This window comes from Pseudomonas sp. CCNWLW23 (genome assembly GCF_037095675.1).
In the GTDB taxonomy this organism is placed as follows: Bacteria; Pseudomonadota; Gammaproteobacteria; order Pseudomonadales; family Pseudomonadaceae; genus Aquipseudomonas; species Aquipseudomonas atacamensis.
Map to the genome: position 1 here is coordinate 28,229 of NZ_JBAWKM010000026.1, position 14,061 is coordinate 42,289.

Sequence of the window (14,061 nt, forward strand, 5' to 3'; positions counted from 1 at the left end):
GAGGCTTGCCTTACCAGCAAATGCCTTCGGTGCGGCTACCGGCGCTGGTGGGCTTGGACATGAAGCCCACCAGGTCGATGACTTGCTTGCCGTGCGGCGCTTCCTGGGCCAGCGAACGGAATTTCTCGTCGCGGTTGCCGAGGATGATCACGTCGGAGTTGTCGATCACCGAGTCGAAGTCGGAGTTGAGCAGGGACGATACGTGCGGAATCTTCGATTCGATGTAGTCCTTGTTCGCACCGTGGACACGGGCGTATTCGACGTTGCTGTCGTAGATGCTCAGGTCGTAACCCTTGCCGATCAGCATTTCCGCCAGTTCGACCAGCGGGCTTTCGCGCAGGTCGTCGGTGCCGGCCTTGAAGCTCAGACCGAGCAGGGCGACTTTGCGTTTTTCATGGCTTTCAACGATGTCGAAAGCGTTCTGCACTTGCGATTCGTTACTGCGCATCAGCGAGTTGAGCAGCGGCGCCTCGACGTCCAGGGAACCGGCGCGGTAGGTCAGCGCACGTACGTCTTTGGGTAGGCACGAACCGCCGAAGGCGAAGCCCGGGCGCATGTAGTACTGGGACAGGTTCAGGGTCTTGTCCTGGCAGACTACGTCCATCACTTCACGACCATCGACGCCGACCGCTTTGGCGATGTTGCCGATCTCGTTGGCGAAGGTCACTTTGGTCGCGTGCCAGACGTTGCAGGTGTACTTGATCATCTCGGCAACGGCGATGTCCTTGCGGATGATCGGTGCGTCGAGTTCTTCGTACAGCGATTGCAGAACGTCGCCCGAGGCGGTATCGAACTCGCCGATTACGGTCATCGGTGGGTGATCGTAGTCGGCAATGGCGGTGGATTCGCGGAGGAATTCCGGGTTGACCGCTACGCCAAAATCGACGCCAGCCTTCTTGCCCGAGCAGTCTTCCAGAATCGGGATGACCACGTTGGCCACGGTGCCTGGCAACACGGTGCTGCGCACGACGATGGTGTGACGGGTGGTTTTTTCACGCAGGACAAAACCGATCTCGCGGCACACGGCCTCGATGTAGTTCAGTTCCAGGTCGCCGTTCTTTTTGCTCGGCGTGCCGACGCAGATCATCGACAGGTCGGTATCACGAATCGCCTCGGCGAAGTTGGTCGTACCGCGCAGACGAGCGGTCTGGACTCCCTGTTGCAGCAGTTCGCCCAAGCCCGGTTCTACAATCGGCGATTTGCCGGCGTTAATCATGTCGATCTTGTCTTTGGCAACATCGACGCCAACTACGTCATGGCCCCGTGCAGACAGGCAACCGGCACATACTGCGCCAACGTAACCCAAACCAAATATGCTGATGCGCATCGCAATTACCTCTGTATATATCAGGCCTTAGAGGCCGGAGTTAATGGTGTTCAGCGGTCACTAGTGCACTCGGAAGTGCGGCTTACAGGCGCAACAATGCCGTGTGCAGGCATACAAAGTTCCGAGTGTCTAATAAGTGCACTCAAGATGTGCGCAACTAGGCCTTGTTGTTATGACTTGCCCTGTTATGCAGCCGATCTTCCGTGCGGGAAGACTCTAGTGCAGTCGTGTAGCCTGCTCGACGTCCGGTAGGGAGCCGGTAAATCAAGCAGTTAGGTGCTCAGGCGAGCACGTTTATAGGGGCGCGGCCTTGGCCTTTGTAGGGGATATTAATGGTGCGTATCTCCTGTCCTTCGATTGTTTTGAGACTAGTTAGTCACTCAGGCAAGTTGCTGTGACAACTTGGTTACATGGCTATCAGCTCTGCGTAAGTTATCTCGTACAAACTCGGCGAGAATCGTTACCGGTGGTATGAGCGACGCATTTGGACATAGTTCCAGCCCGCTCATCGTGCCAGCCGAAATTTTTTGAAATATTGATGAAGATGGCACTGGGTGCAAATTGATAGCACTAACGATTTCGCCCTTTAATTATCGGGGCGAAACCGGGGCCGATAGTTTTGTGCCACTACGGGTAAAAATTTAGGTGCCACTACTGAAAAAAAACTTCAGTGTCGAGTGAAACTAAAATTAGAAAATAGAGTGTGGTTTTATTGGCGCCATGAATTTGGCGATATGTCGCGGGGGGATTTTGACTTCGGGCGGACTGCACGACTCCTGACGAAAAGAGTCGTGCAAAGGGCATGCTTTATTCCGGGGCGTGGTCGCGCAAAAACACCAGATTGTCGGGTTTCGACTGCTCGGCGCTGTAGCGATAACCCTGTACATCGAATTGCTTGAGCTGAGCCGGGTCGTTGATGCGTTCCTGGATAACAAAACGGCTCATCAGACCGCGCGCTTTCTTCGCGTAGAAACTGATGATCTTGTACTGACCGTTCTTCTGATCCTTGAACTCGGTGTTGATGATCCGCGCCTTCAACGCGCTGCGCTTGACCGCGGAAAAGTATTCGTTGGATGCAAGGTTGAGCAGTACGTCATCGCCTTGCTCGGCCAGCGCTTCGTTCAGCCACTCGCTGATGCGCGTGCCCCAGAACGCATACAGATCCTTGCCACGGGCGTTGGCCAGTTTGGTGCCCATTTCCAGGCGATAGGGTTGCATCAGGTCCAGCGGCCGCAGCAGGCCATAAAGGCCAGAGAGCATGCGCAGGTGCTTTTGCGCGTAATCGAATTGCGCCTCGCTGAAGGATTGCGCGTCGAGGCCGGTGTACACATCACCCTTGAAGGCGAGCAGCGCCTGCTTGGCGTTCTCTGGGGTGAAGGCGGGTGTCCAGCTGCCGAAACGCGCGGCGTTGAGGCCACCGATCTTGTCGGACACGTGCATCAACTCGCTGATCTGCGCCGGACTCAGCTCGCGCAACTGCTGGATCAATTCCTGGGAATGGTCGAGGTACTGCGGCTGGGTGAAGCGCTGGGTCGCCGGCGGTGTTTCGTAGTCGAGGGTCTTGGCGGGGGAAATCACCATCAGCATGAAGTCGTCTCCTTTAATCGTGGGGGCGATTCTAGGGGGTTGTTCTTGTTGACTCCAGCTATGGGGGTTATAGGTCGGTGCAAGTGCCGGGATTTGCGACGGTTGGTGGATTTTACCCTCACCCCAGCCCTCTCCCAGAGGGAGAGGGGGCCGATGTTCGCTGGATTCAAATTTGAGTTCGACTCGATAGCTCAGGTAGACGGATATCGAAAGAACCGCTCGGTCAGCTCCCTCTCCCTCTGGGAGAGGGCTGGGGTGAGGGTGACGACCTTGAATCTTGCACATCAGCTATAGTGCCGCGCGGGTTTTGTTATGGAGACATCCCTTTGCGCATTGTTCTTATATTCACCGCGTGGCTGCTGAGCTTCGGCGCCATGGCGGCGCCCGGCGACGCGGCGACGCTGGATCGCACGACCTGGCCGGAGCAGCTCAGCAATCCGACCCTGTTCGACGTCGCGTCGCGGGCGGAAATCCTCATGTTCGCTCGCGGCCTGCTCGGCACCGAGTCCATCGACGAGGCGGCACTGGCCCAGCGCCTGGGCCTGCGCACGGTCAATATCGATGCGGTCAACCAGCTGCGCCAGCGCCTCTGGCAGCGCTTGCTCGCCAACTACAACCACGCCCAGCAAAGCTGCGATCAGGACGCCTCGTTCTGCTTCCTCGTCGAAGACCTGCCGACCCTGCGCGAGCAGGCGGCCAAGTTCGTGGTCAGCGACGACAGCTATTACACCAAATGGGCCGAGCCGAGCCGGATCTTCCATCTGCAGTACCTCGACGAGCTGATGCGCAAGGCGGCGCTGTCGCCGCAAACCAGTAACGAATTCGATCGTTTCGGCGACTACGAGCGCAACGGCGACGACATGCACGACCGGCTGTTTCTGCTGACGTTCGACAGCGCCGCCAACGTGCAACCGGACAACACCGACTGGCTGGCCGAGTACCTGCGCAAATCGAACCTGAGCGGGACATTCTTTGTCCTGGGCAAGGATATTCAGGCACGACTCGCCGGCCGTTCGGTCAGCAGTCTGCAGGCGAGTTTCTCCCGGCAGTGCGTGGGCGTGCAGGGCTGGGAGTTCCGCTCCCACAGCCATTGGCAGGACTGGCAGGATTCGGTACGGCGCAGCGCCGATCTGGTGAAGAACAAACTGCCGGAAAACTACGTGCCGCTATTCCGTCCGCCGGATGGCCAGCGCCGCAGTGACGCGCAAGGTTTTTTCAATAGCCAGGGCCTGCAAGTGGCACTGTGGGACATCGATGCCCAGGACGGTGCCGGCAAGCTCAAGGGGCCGGCCAGCGCGCAGCGAGTGTTGACCCTGATGCTGCTGTGGCGGCACGGGGTGATCAATTTCAACATGAAACAGGATGCGGTGAAGACGTCGCTGCCGTGGCTGATCACCCAGACTGCGCAGAGCGGCATTGGCTGGGAAGACTGTCAGGACGCGTTTCGTTGAGAAACGACAAAAAGCCCGGAAACATTGGGCTTGGGGTAATTTTCAGGAGGAATTCGATGCAGGCGGACTTCCGACTTTAGCGGGGTACGGGGAGTCCGCCAAGGGCTTTTCGTCACTCTGCAAAATAAACTTAAAAAAACCGTCAAAGTGCTTTTTTATGTCATCGGTTTTGGAGTATTACGAAGACAGACCGCCGAAACCTGCAACACAGGTGGCGTCTTCCCAGACTCCTATTGTGTGCAGCTCATCCAGGCCCTCGTGGATGAATTCGGCAGTCACCTCGAGGCGCAGCACTGTCAAGGTATTGCGTCGAATGGCTCCCACAAAGGTGACCGAGTATGGATGATCACGGACGCAGCCCTTCCTCCAACCAGCCAATCCTGTATGTACTCGATACCAACGTATTGATTCACGATCCAAATGCCCTGCTGAATTTCGAAGAACACCACGTCGCCATCCCGATGACCGTGCTGGAAGAGCTGGACAAGCTCAAGAGCGGCCATCACAGCGTGGCCGCCGAATGCCGTCAGGCGATCCGCCTGATCGACAAGACGCTGGGCGATGCGTCCCCCGAGGACGTCGAACTGGGTGTGCCGATCCAGCGCGGCAAGGGCGGGCCGAAAGGCTTGCTGTCAATTCTGATGAGCAAACAGGCCGAGTCGAACCTGATTCTGCCCGAGCACCTGAACGACAACAAAATCATCAACCAACTGATTGATCTGCATACCCGCGATCCGCAAAAACCGGTGGTGCTGGTCACCAAAGACATCAACATGCGCCTCAAGGCGCGCGCCTGTGGCATCGACGCCGAGGACTACAGCACCGACCAGTTGGTCGATGACGTGTCCCTGCTGCCCAACGGCTACCACAACATGACCGGCTCCTTCTGGGACCGCGTGAGCAAGGTCGAAACCCGTCAGGACCACGGCCGCACCTGGCATCAGGTGCAACTGATCGACAACCTGCCGGCCGTGCACATCAACGAGTTCATCATCGACGAGCAGGGCTTTGTCGGCTGGATCAAGGAAATCCAGGAAGACCGCCTGCTGATCCTCGACCTGCACCAGGAACCGCTGCTGCATCAGGAGGCCTGGGGCCTGAAGCCGCGCGACATCTATCAGAGTCTGGCGCTGTATGCGTTGCTTGACCCGGACATTCATCTGGTCAACCTGTCTGGCGCCGCCGGTTCCGGTAAGACCATTCTGGCGCTGGCCGCTGCGATCGAGCAGACCATGGTCAGCAAACGTTATCGCCGCATTATCGCCACCCGCAGCGTGCAGGGCCTGGACCAGGAAATCGGTTTCCTGCCCGGCACCGAAGCGGAGAAAATGGAGCCTTGGCTGGGCGCCATCACCGACAACCTCGAAGCCTTGCACATGGATGACGAAAACACCCATGGCAGCGTCGACTACATCCTCAGCAAAGTGCCGTTGCAGTTCAAATCGCTCAACTACATTCGCGGTCGCAGCTTCCAGCAGAGCCTGATCCTGATCGACGAATGCCAGAACCTCACGCCGCACCAGATGAAAACCATCATCACCCGTGCCGGCGCCGGTTCCAAAGTGGTGTGCCTGGGCAACCTGGCGCAGATCGACACCCCTTACCTGTCCGCGACCAGCTCCGGGCTGACCTACCTGACCGAACGCTTCAAGGATTTCCCCAACGGTGTGCACATCACCTTGCAAGGGGTGCCTCGCTCGATCCTGGCCGAATACGCCGAATCGCATCTGTAACCCTTCCCACAAGACCGGGCGGCCCTTAAAGCCGCCCGGTTTTTTTATGGATGAATGCATATCTCCTGTGGGAGCGAGCCTGCTCGCGAATGCGGTGTATCAGTCGACATCTATAGTGAATCTGAATCCGCTTTCGCGAGCAGGCTCGCTCCCACAGGGGGCAACGGTGATTTCATAATCAGTGATGCGGATATCTGACCCACAGGTTTACAATCCACGCTCCTGATCAGGAGTAATCCCGTGCTGACTCATCTCGATTCCCAAGGTCGCGCCAACATGGTCGACGTCACTGAAAAAGCCGTGACGTTCCGTGAAGCGACCGCTCAAGCGCTGGTGCGCATGCTCCCTGAAACCCTGCAGATGATCGTCAGCGGCGGCCACCCCAAGGGCGATGTGTTCGCCGTGGCGCGCATTGCCGGGATTCAGGCGGCGAAGAAAACCAGCGATCTGATTCCCCTGTGCCATCCGCTGATGCTGACTGGCGTCAAAGTCGAACTCAGCGCCGAGGGTGAGGACAGCGTGCGTATCGTCGCCCGCTGCAAGTTGTCCGGGCAGACCGGCGTCGAGATGGAAGCGCTGACCGCCGCCAGCGTCGCCGCCCTGACCATTTACGACATGTGCAAAGCCGTCGACCGTGGCATGACCATCGAAAGCGTGCGGCTGCTGGAGAAAGTCGGCGGCAAGAGCGGCCACTTCCAGGCGGAGCAGCCATGAAACTGACCGTGAAGTTTTTTGCCCGCTACCGTGAAGCGCTGGGCGTGGATTCGGTTGCGGTTGAAGGCGATTTCGCTACCGTCGATGACGTTCGCGCACTGTTGGCACAACGTGATGGCGCCGAAGTGCTGAGCGAGCAGAACCTGATGTGCGCACGTAACGAAGACCTCTGCCAGCTCGATGAGCCGGTGGTCGATGGCGACGAAGTGGCGTTTTTCCCCACCGTGACCGGAGGCTGAACATGGCGATTCGCGTGCAGGCCACGCCGTTCGATCCGGGCGCTGAAGTCAATGCGATGCACGCGGCCAATGTCGGCGTTGGCGCGGTGGTGAGCTTTGTCGGTTACGTGCGCGATTTCAACGACGGTCTCGACGTGGCCGGGATGTTCCTCGAGCATTATCCGGGCATGACCGAAAAAGCCCTCGGCAAGATCGCTGTCGAAGCTGAGCAGCGCTGGCCGCTGTTGAAACTGGAAGTGCTGCATCGCATTGGCGCGCTGGAACCGGGCGAGCCGATCGTCTTCGTCGGCGCCGCCAGCGCCCATCGCCAGGCCGCGTTCGATGCCTGCGCCTTCGTCATGGACTACCTGAAAACCCGCGCGCCGTTCTGGAAGAAAGAAAATACCAGCGATGGACCACGTTGGGTCGAAGGACGTGATAGTGATCATGCCGCCGCCGATCGCTGGAAGAAGTAATTCCTGTAGCGCCCCTCAGTACGCCTTCGCGAGCAAGCTCGCTCCCACAATTGGAATGCGTTCCCCTGTGGGAGCGAGCCTGCTCGCGAAGTCATCATCTGCGACACCGAAAATCCTTCCTTCTCTACCCGATTGACGATTTGTACCTGAGAGTCCAGTATGGATTTCCAAGTACAAAAAAAGCTTCTGTCTTGCAGCTATCAGCTTGCCGCTTGTAGCTGCTCTTCTTCGCCAAACCAACAACAACCCGCGAGAGAACGAACATGAAGAAACTCCCCCTCATCACCGGCCTTGCCTTCAGCCTGCTGGCCTGTGCCAGCACCTTTGCCGCCGAGAAAACCTTGCGCATCGGCATCGAAGCGGCCTACCCGCCATTCGCGTCGAAAACCGATAAAGGTGAAATCGTCGGTTTCGACTACGACATCGGCAATGCCCTGTGTGCGCAGATGAAGGTCAAGTGCGTGTGGGTTGAAGGTGAGTTCGACGGGCTGATTCCTTCGCTGAAAGTGAAGAAGATCGACATGGCGCTGTCGTCGATGACCATCAACGAAGATCGCAAGAAGTCGGTGGATTTCAGCCACAAGTACTATTTCACTTCTTCGCGTCTGGTGATGAAGGAAGGCGCTACGGTCGATGATCAGTACGCCAGCCTCAAAGGCAAGAACGTCGGCGTGCAGCGCGCGACCACCACTGATCGTTACGCCACCGAGGTATTCGAACCCAAGGGCATCAACGTCAAGCGCTACAGCAACAACGAAGAAATCTACATGGACCTGGCGGCGGGGCGCCTTGATGCGATTTTTGCCGACACCATTCCGCTCAATGACTTCCTGTCGATGCCGCGCGGCAAGGGTTACGCGTTTGTCGGGCCGGAGCTGAAGGATCCGAAGTACGTCGGCGAGGGCGCGGGGATTGCCGTGCGCAAGGGCAACGGTGAACTGGTCAGCCAGTTGAACAGCGCCATCGACGGGATTCGCGCGAATGGCGAGTACCAGAAGATTTCCGAGAAGTATTTCAAGACCGATATCTACGGCGATTGATCAAGCGCTTTCGCGAGCTGGCTCGCTCCCACAGGGGTAACGCATTCCAAATGTGGGAGCGAGCCTGCTCGCGAAGAGGCCGGCGCTGGCGATGCAAATCTTCAGCCCTTCAATTCCTTCAAATGCTTGTACACCGTCGCCCGCCCCATGTTCAGCACATTGGCCACGTAGTTCGAGGCGCTCTTACCCTTGAACGCGCCCTCGGCGTGCAGCGCCAGCACCAGCTCGCGTTTGTGATCGCGGGTCAGCAGGTTCAGGCTCAACTGCCGCTCGCGCAGCCAGGCGTGGAGGAAGGTGTTGATGCGCTCCTGCCAGTCATCACGGAACAGCGAGTCCGGCTGCGGAATCAGTTTGCTCGGCGAGAGAAACAGATCCAGCGCCGCCTTGGCGTTCTCGAACAGGGAAATATTCAGGTTGATGCACAGCACCGCCAGCGGACGGCTTTCGCTGTCGCGCAGCACGGTGCTCAGGCTGCGAATTTTCTGACCGTCCCAGTTGAGCTTTTCGTACGGGCCGATGTTCCTGTCGCTGACATCCTCGCTGAGCATGTCTTCCAGCGACGAGTCGTCGCCGATCTCGCGCTTGGACAGGTTGTTGGCGATGTAGTCGACCTTCTGCGTGCGCAGGTCGTGCAGCACCACCTCGGCGTGGGGGAAGAACAGCGTGGCGATGGCGTCGGCGATGGCGCGGAAGTTATCCAGCGCCGGATCGAATTCGGGGGCAGTCATGACAGTGGAGCTCCAGGCAGCGTCAGCGCCCCTTGTGCCGGGGCGCTGCGAGTGTGCCGCAATCTTTTCGACGAGTCGATGCGATCAAGCCAGTCGGGCCGGGGAGAGCATGGCGCTGTCCAGACCGAATTCATGCAGGTGCTCGGGAAACGGCTCGCCGCGCACCAGCGCCGCACTGGCCTGGCCCATCGCTGGCGACGTCTGGATGCCGTAACCACCCTGCGCGGCGACCCAGAACAGCCCCGGAACTTGCGGATCGAAGCCGCTGAGCAGATCACCGTCGACAACGAAACTGCGCAGACCGGCCCAAGTGCGGGTCGGGCGGCGGATGGTCAGCGTGGTGGCCTCTTCGATCTGATAGATGCCCATGGCGATGTCGAGTTCTTCCGGCTGCACGTCGTGCGGTTCGACCGGATCGGCGTTGGCCGGCGAGCCGAGGAACATGCCGGCGTCGGGCTTCATGTAGAAGGATTCGTCGAGGCTGACCAGCATCGGCCAGTGATGAGTGTCCACGCCTTCCGGGCCGGCAAATATAAATGCGGCGCGGCGTTTCGGTTGCAGACCCAGCGGCTGCGCGCCGGCCAGGGCAGCGATCTTGTCGGCCCAGGCACCGGCGGCGTTGATGAGCACCGGTGCGCTGAATGTCTCGCCGTTGGTCTGCACGATCCACAGGCCATCGGCATCGCAGCTCAAGCCGAGCACCTCGCAATCGGTGCGGACTTCGCCGTGATTGCGCCGAATGCCGCGCAGGTAGCCTTGATGCAGCGCGTCGGTGTCGATGTCGCAGGCCGATGGATCGTAGATCGCGCCGTGGACTTTGTCCCGGCGCAGGATCGGCAGACGCGCGCAGGCTTCGTCGGCGCTGAGCAATTGCATCTGCGGCACCGTGGCTTTGGCGCTGAGGTATTGGTTGTTCAGTTCGGCGGGATCACCGATGAAGTCGACGGTCATTTCGCCGCGTGGGGTCAGCAGCGGGTGCTCGCAGAAGCCGCTTGGAGGGCTGTCGAAAAACGCGCGGCTGGCCTGAGTCAGTGCGCGGACCTGTGCGGTGCCGTAGGCGGCGGTGTACAGCGCGGCGGAGCGACCGGTGGAGTGATAGCCAGGATGGGTTTCACGCTCGAGCACGATCACTTTGCCGTGCGGCGCCAGCCAGAACCCGGTAGAAGCGCCGGCAATCCCGCCGCCGATGATGATGAAATCTGCGTGGCTCATGTAGGTCTCCAGTGGGTACGCAATATCAAGGCGTTCGCTAGTCCCTTGTGGGAGCGAGCCTGCTCGCGAAAGCGGTGTATCAGTCGACATCTTCGGTGAATGTCAGACCGCATTCGCGAGCAGGCTCGCTTCCACAGGGATTTTTGGCGTTAGTGGGTTAAGTGATAAACCGCATTGGCGAGGGCAATGTCTTCCAGGCCCAGACCGATCGAACGGAAAAACACATGCCGCTGGTAATCCGGGCGTTGCACTTTTTCGCTGAGCAAGTCGGCGAGGTCGCCAACAATCGAATCCTTGCTCCAGCCATGCTGTTCGGCGGCAATCAGCATCTCACCTGCCGAACCCGGCGTGGTCTGACGATAGTCGCAGAACACCTGCATGTCGTTGAGGCTTTGCGGCGGTACTTCATGGGCGCGCGGGGCGTTGGTGCTGATCGAGGTGATCAGCGCCGGTTTGTGCAGTTGCGCCGGATCGATCACCGGCCCGGCAGACGAGGTGCAGAGCATGATCACGTCAGCATCGGAGATGGCGGTTTCGCGGCTGTCGGCAATCTTCAGTGACGGCGCGATGGACTTCAACACAGTCTGTGTTTCCGCATCTTCCAGCAGCGATGGCGAATACAGGCTGATGCTCTGCCAGTCGCGCAGCGCCTTGGCGTAATGCAGATGCGCCTGAGCGACCTTGCCGCTGCCGATGATTGCCAGTCGCTGGGCGTCCAACGGGGCGAGGGCGTCGACCGCCACTGCCGTGGTCGCGGCGGTGCGCGCGGTGGTCAGTTCGCCGGCATCACAGAGCAGCAGCGGCTGGCCGGTTTTCATCGACATCAACAATGTCCATGCCGTCACCAGCGCACCCTGCTCACGGACGATGTACGGCGAAGTCTTCACTCCGTACACGCCATCCTCGGCCAGCACGCCCAGATAATTGATGAAGTCGCCGGCGCCCTGCGGGAAGTCGACCCATTGCTGCGTCGGCTGCACGGCGTTACCGGCCGCCAGATCGCGGAACAGCTTGCGCAGTATTTGCGGAACATCGATACGCGCCAATAGCTCATGGGCTTGGGCTTGATCGATCACATAAGGCGTATTGGACATTTCGCGCTCCGAAACTGAACTTATTTTTCCATTATGGACTTTTAGTTCTGGTGAGCAACCATCGGGCATAAAAAAAGCGCAGTCCGTTGCCGGCTGCGCTTTCTCGTATAGCGGGGCTTACTGCGGACGCTTACGCTCAACCGCACGCAGCAGATGCGTCGGCGGGGTTTCGCAGCTGATCTTGCGACCAAGTTTTTCTTCGATCGACGGCAACTGGTAGGAATCGTCCTCGCCGGCAAAGCTGATCGACACACCGTCAGCGCCTGCGCGACCGGTACGGCCGATGCGGTGCACGTAGTCGTCCGGCACTTCCGGCAGGGTGAAGTTGATCACGTGGCTGATACCGTCGATGTGGATGCCGCGACCGGCGACATCGGTGGCGACCAGCACGCGAATCTTGCCTTCGCGGAAACCTTCCAGAGTCTTGATGCGCTTGTGCTGCGGTACGTCGCCGGACAGCTGCGCGGCGTTGATGCCGTCACGCACCAGACGCTCTTCGATGCGGCGTACTTCGTCCTTGCGGTTGGCAAACACGATGACCCGCTCCCAACCGTTGTCGTTGACCAGGTTATAGAGCAGTTTGTATTTGTCGGCAGCGGCCACGGCGTAGATGTGCTGCTCGACGTTCTCGTTGGCGACGTTGGTGATTTCGATTTCGACGATGGCCGGGTCGGTGGTCCATTGCTTGGCCAGATTCATCACGTCTTCGGTGAAGGTTGCGGAGAACAGCAAAGTCTGGCGTTCGGACTTCGGCGGGGTCTGGCGAATGATCTGCCGTACCTGTGGGATGAAACCCATATCGAGCATGCGGTCGGCTTCGTCCAGCACCATCACTTCAACCATGTCCAGGTGCACATCGCCGCGCTGGTTGAAGTCGAGCAAGCGGCCAGGCGTGGCGACGAGGATGTCGCAATGACGTGCTTCGAGGTGCTTGAGCTGTTTGTCGAAGTCCATGCCGCCGACGAAGGTCATGACGTTGAGGCCGGTGTACTTGGTCAGGTCAGCGGCGTCCTTGGCGATCTGCACCACCAGCTCACGGGTCGGCGCGATGATCAGTGCGCGCGGTTCGCCCATGTAGCGCTCTTTCGGCGGCGGCGTCTGCAGCAACTGGGTGATGATCGAGATCAGGAACGCGGCGGTCTTGCCGGTGCCGGTCTGCGCGCGGCCAATGGCGTCTTTGCCGGCGAGGGTGAAACCCAGCACCTGCGCCTGGATCGGCGTGCAGTACGGAAAGCCCAGGTCCTGGATGGCGTGCATCAGTTCCGGAGCAAGCTTGAAATCGTGAAAGCGGGTTTTGCCTTCCTGCGGCTCGACGACGAAGTCTTCGAGTTTCCATGGAATGACCGGTGCCTTGGGCTTCGGTTCGCGACGTGGCCTGGCCGGTTTCGGCGCTTCGCTGGGTGCAGGCTCTACGGCAATTGGCGCTGGCGCAGCGGGTATTTCTTCTGGCTTCGGTGCGGCTGCGGGAGCGGGGCGGTCGGCCTGCGGGGCATCGGTGCGATGACCGGGGGCGTGCGACGGCGCACTGGGAACTGGCGCGAGCTGCTCAGCCTCGCTTTTACCGAACATCTTCTTGAGTGCTTTGAGCACGGTCATCTCATCAGTTGGTTAAGGAATGTACGCCGGCCAGTGTAATGCAAGAATCGGGCGCGGCGTAGTAGGAGGGATCAATGGGCGGACATTGCTCGCGAATCAGCGCAGGCGTTCGCTCAGCCAGACGCCGACGTCGCGAATCTCTTCAGGTAACACTTCGTGCTCCATTGGGTATTCCTGCCATGTCACGGTGACACCATGCTTCACCAAATGCTCATAGGCAGTGCGCCCCATCGAGTTCTGCACCACGCCATCGAACTGCCCGTGCAGACACAGCACCGGAATACGCTGCTGACTGGCGGATAACTCCAGTTCGTCGCTGAATGTCGGTGCGTACGTCGACAACGCCAGCACCCCGCCCAGCGGTCCCTGCCATTTAAGGAACGCGGTATGCAATACCACCGCGCCGCCTTGCGAAAACCCGGCAAGGAAAATCCGCGAGGCGTCTATTCCGCTGGCGCGCTCGTTTTCGATCAGCTCGATGATGCGCTCTGCCGACGCCTCCAGTTGGTCGCGATCGATCGCCCGGGCCGGGCTCATGGCCTTGATGTCATACCAGCTGGGCATGGCATATCCGCCATTTATCGTCACTGGACGGGTCGGTGCCTGCGGCAGCACAAAGCGCGTGCTCAACAGACTTTCCTGCAATGCCTCGGCTACCGGCAGGAAGTCGTAACGGTCGGCGCCGAGGCCGTGCAGCCAGATCACGCAGGCGTCTGCGGGCTTAACAGGCTGAAGAATCAAGGGCTCGGTCATGTCTGCTCCAAAAATGTGCGGGCGCTCTCATTGAGTGCGTGATTGAAGTGCGCGCCCGGTTGATCCGTTAACAAGATGTCGCAAGGTTACAAGTTTAGCTATTGACGTGTCGCGCAATCACTTTCGCAAGCG

General features: G+C 59.4%; 13 protein-coding genes. 6 read left to right on the plus strand and 7 right to left on the minus strand.

Annotated features, from left to right (window positions below; all coding sequences use genetic code 11):
* Positions 1-10 precede the first annotated feature (10 nt).
* The gene (locus V8J63_RS24720) at positions 11-1,327 is read right to left on the minus strand and encodes a nucleotide sugar dehydrogenase (protein WP_125927509.1); all 1,317 of its coding nucleotides are present in this window, start codon (positions 1,325-1,327) and stop codon (positions 11-13) included.
* A gap of 807 nt (positions 1,328-2,134) precedes the next feature.
* The gene (gene yaaA, locus V8J63_RS24725) at positions 2,135-2,914 is read right to left on the minus strand and encodes a peroxide stress protein YaaA (RefSeq protein ID WP_016771594.1); all 780 of its coding nucleotides are present in this window, start codon (positions 2,912-2,914) and stop codon (positions 2,135-2,137) included.
* A 374-nt stretch (positions 2,915-3,288) separates the two neighbouring features.
* On the opposite strand from yaaA, the gene V8J63_RS24730 reads away from it, so the two are divergent.
* From V8J63_RS24730 to V8J63_RS24755, 6 genes are all read left to right on the plus strand, one after another.
* Positions 3,289-4,365: a polysaccharide deacetylase family protein gene (locus V8J63_RS24730; protein WP_425645517.1), complete on the plus strand. Its 1,077-nt coding sequence runs from the start codon at positions 3,289-3,291 to the stop codon at positions 4,363-4,365.
* Positions 4,366-4,703: 338 nt separating this feature from the next.
* Positions 4,704-6,098, plus strand: a complete 1,395-nt coding sequence (locus V8J63_RS24735) for a PhoH family protein (RefSeq protein WP_024011685.1) — start codon at positions 4,704-4,706, stop codon at positions 6,096-6,098.
* A 240-nt stretch (positions 6,099-6,338) separates the two neighbouring features.
* Complete coding sequence (gene moaC, locus V8J63_RS24740) at positions 6,339-6,812, plus strand: cyclic pyranopterin monophosphate synthase MoaC (protein ID WP_008080206.1); 474 nt, start codon at positions 6,339-6,341, stop codon at positions 6,810-6,812.
* Positions 6,809-7,051, plus strand: coding sequence for a MoaD/ThiS family protein (locus V8J63_RS24745; RefSeq protein ID WP_016771591.1), 243 nt, complete (start codon positions 6,809-6,811; stop codon positions 7,049-7,051). The genes moaC and V8J63_RS24745 overlap by 4 nt, the downstream gene beginning before the upstream one ends.
* A 2-nt stretch (positions 7,052-7,053) precedes the next feature.
* Positions 7,054-7,506, plus strand: a complete 453-nt coding sequence (gene moaE / locus V8J63_RS24750; RefSeq protein ID WP_016771590.1) for a molybdopterin synthase catalytic subunit MoaE — start codon at positions 7,054-7,056, stop codon at positions 7,504-7,506.
* Positions 7,507-7,769: 263 nt separating this feature from the next.
* Complete coding sequence (locus V8J63_RS24755; protein WP_110646409.1) at positions 7,770-8,546, plus strand: ABC transporter substrate-binding protein; 777 nt, start codon at positions 7,770-7,772, stop codon at positions 8,544-8,546.
* 101 nt (positions 8,547-8,647) lie between these two features.
* On the opposite strand, the gene V8J63_RS24760 is transcribed toward V8J63_RS24755, so the two are convergent.
* The 5 genes from V8J63_RS24760 to V8J63_RS24780 all read right to left on the minus strand — a co-directional run bounded on the left by V8J63_RS24760 (position 8,648) and on the right by V8J63_RS24780 (position 13,929).
* Positions 8,648-9,274, minus strand: a complete 627-nt coding sequence (locus V8J63_RS24760; RefSeq protein WP_016771588.1) for a helix-turn-helix transcriptional regulator — start codon at positions 9,272-9,274, stop codon at positions 8,648-8,650.
* A gap of 84 nt (positions 9,275-9,358) precedes the next feature.
* Positions 9,359-10,486 carry an NAD(P)/FAD-dependent oxidoreductase gene (locus V8J63_RS24765; protein WP_336464775.1) on the minus strand — a complete coding sequence of 376 codons (1,128 nt, stop codon included), beginning with the start codon at positions 10,484-10,486 and terminating at the stop codon, positions 9,359-9,361.
* Positions 10,487-10,635: 149 nt separating this feature from the next.
* The gene (locus V8J63_RS24770) at positions 10,636-11,580 is read right to left on the minus strand and encodes an ornithine cyclodeaminase family protein (RefSeq protein WP_336464776.1); all 945 of its coding nucleotides are present in this window, start codon (positions 11,578-11,580) and stop codon (positions 10,636-10,638) included.
* A 117-nt stretch (positions 11,581-11,697) separates the two neighbouring features.
* A complete protein-coding gene (gene rhlB, locus V8J63_RS24775) occupies positions 11,698-13,176 on the minus strand; it encodes an ATP-dependent RNA helicase RhlB (protein ID WP_016771585.1) in 1,479 nt (492 codons plus the stop codon).
* A 96-nt stretch (positions 13,177-13,272) separates the two neighbouring features.
* The gene (locus tag V8J63_RS24780; protein WP_110600245.1) at positions 13,273-13,929 is read right to left on the minus strand and encodes an alpha/beta hydrolase; all 657 of its coding nucleotides are present in this window, start codon (positions 13,927-13,929) and stop codon (positions 13,273-13,275) included.
* Positions 13,930-14,061 lie beyond the last annotated feature (132 nt).

What these genes read in the sequence shown, in the direction of transcription:
- V8J63_RS24720 (WP_125927509.1), bottom strand. Translation starts at nt 1,327, where the DNA reads ATGCGCATCAGCATATTTGGTTTGGGTTACGTTGGCGCAGTATGTGCC.
- yaaA (WP_016771594.1), bottom strand. Translation starts at nt 2,914, where the DNA reads ATGCTGATGGTGATTTCCCCCGCCAAGACCCTCGACTACGAAACACCG.
- V8J63_RS24730 (WP_425645517.1), top strand. Translation starts at nt 3,289, where the DNA reads ATGGCGGCGCCCGGCGACGCGGCGACGCTGGATCGCACGACCTGGCCG.
- V8J63_RS24735 (WP_024011685.1), top strand. Translation starts at nt 4,704, where the DNA reads ATGGATGATCACGGACGCAGCCCTTCCTCCAACCAGCCAATCCTGTAT.
- V8J63_RS24745 (WP_016771591.1), top strand. Translation starts at nt 6,809, where the DNA reads ATGAAACTGACCGTGAAGTTTTTTGCCCGCTACCGTGAAGCGCTGGGC.
- moaE (WP_016771590.1), top strand. Translation starts at nt 7,054, where the DNA reads ATGGCGATTCGCGTGCAGGCCACGCCGTTCGATCCGGGCGCTGAAGTC.
- V8J63_RS24755 (WP_110646409.1), top strand. Translation starts at nt 7,770, where the DNA reads ATGAAGAAACTCCCCCTCATCACCGGCCTTGCCTTCAGCCTGCTGGCC.
- V8J63_RS24760 (WP_016771588.1), bottom strand. Translation starts at nt 9,274, where the DNA reads ATGACTGCCCCCGAATTCGATCCGGCGCTGGATAACTTCCGCGCCATC.
- V8J63_RS24765 (WP_336464775.1), bottom strand. Translation starts at nt 10,486, where the DNA reads ATGAGCCACGCAGATTTCATCATCATCGGCGGCGGGATTGCCGGCGCT.
- V8J63_RS24770 (WP_336464776.1), bottom strand. Translation starts at nt 11,580, where the DNA reads ATGTCCAATACGCCTTATGTGATCGATCAAGCCCAAGCCCATGAGCTA.
- rhlB (WP_016771585.1), bottom strand. Translation starts at nt 13,176, where the DNA reads ATGACCGTGCTCAAAGCACTCAAGAAGATGTTCGGTAAAAGCGAGGCT.
- V8J63_RS24780 (WP_110600245.1), bottom strand. Translation starts at nt 13,929, where the DNA reads ATGACCGAGCCCTTGATTCTTCAGCCTGTTAAGCCCGCAGACGCCTGC.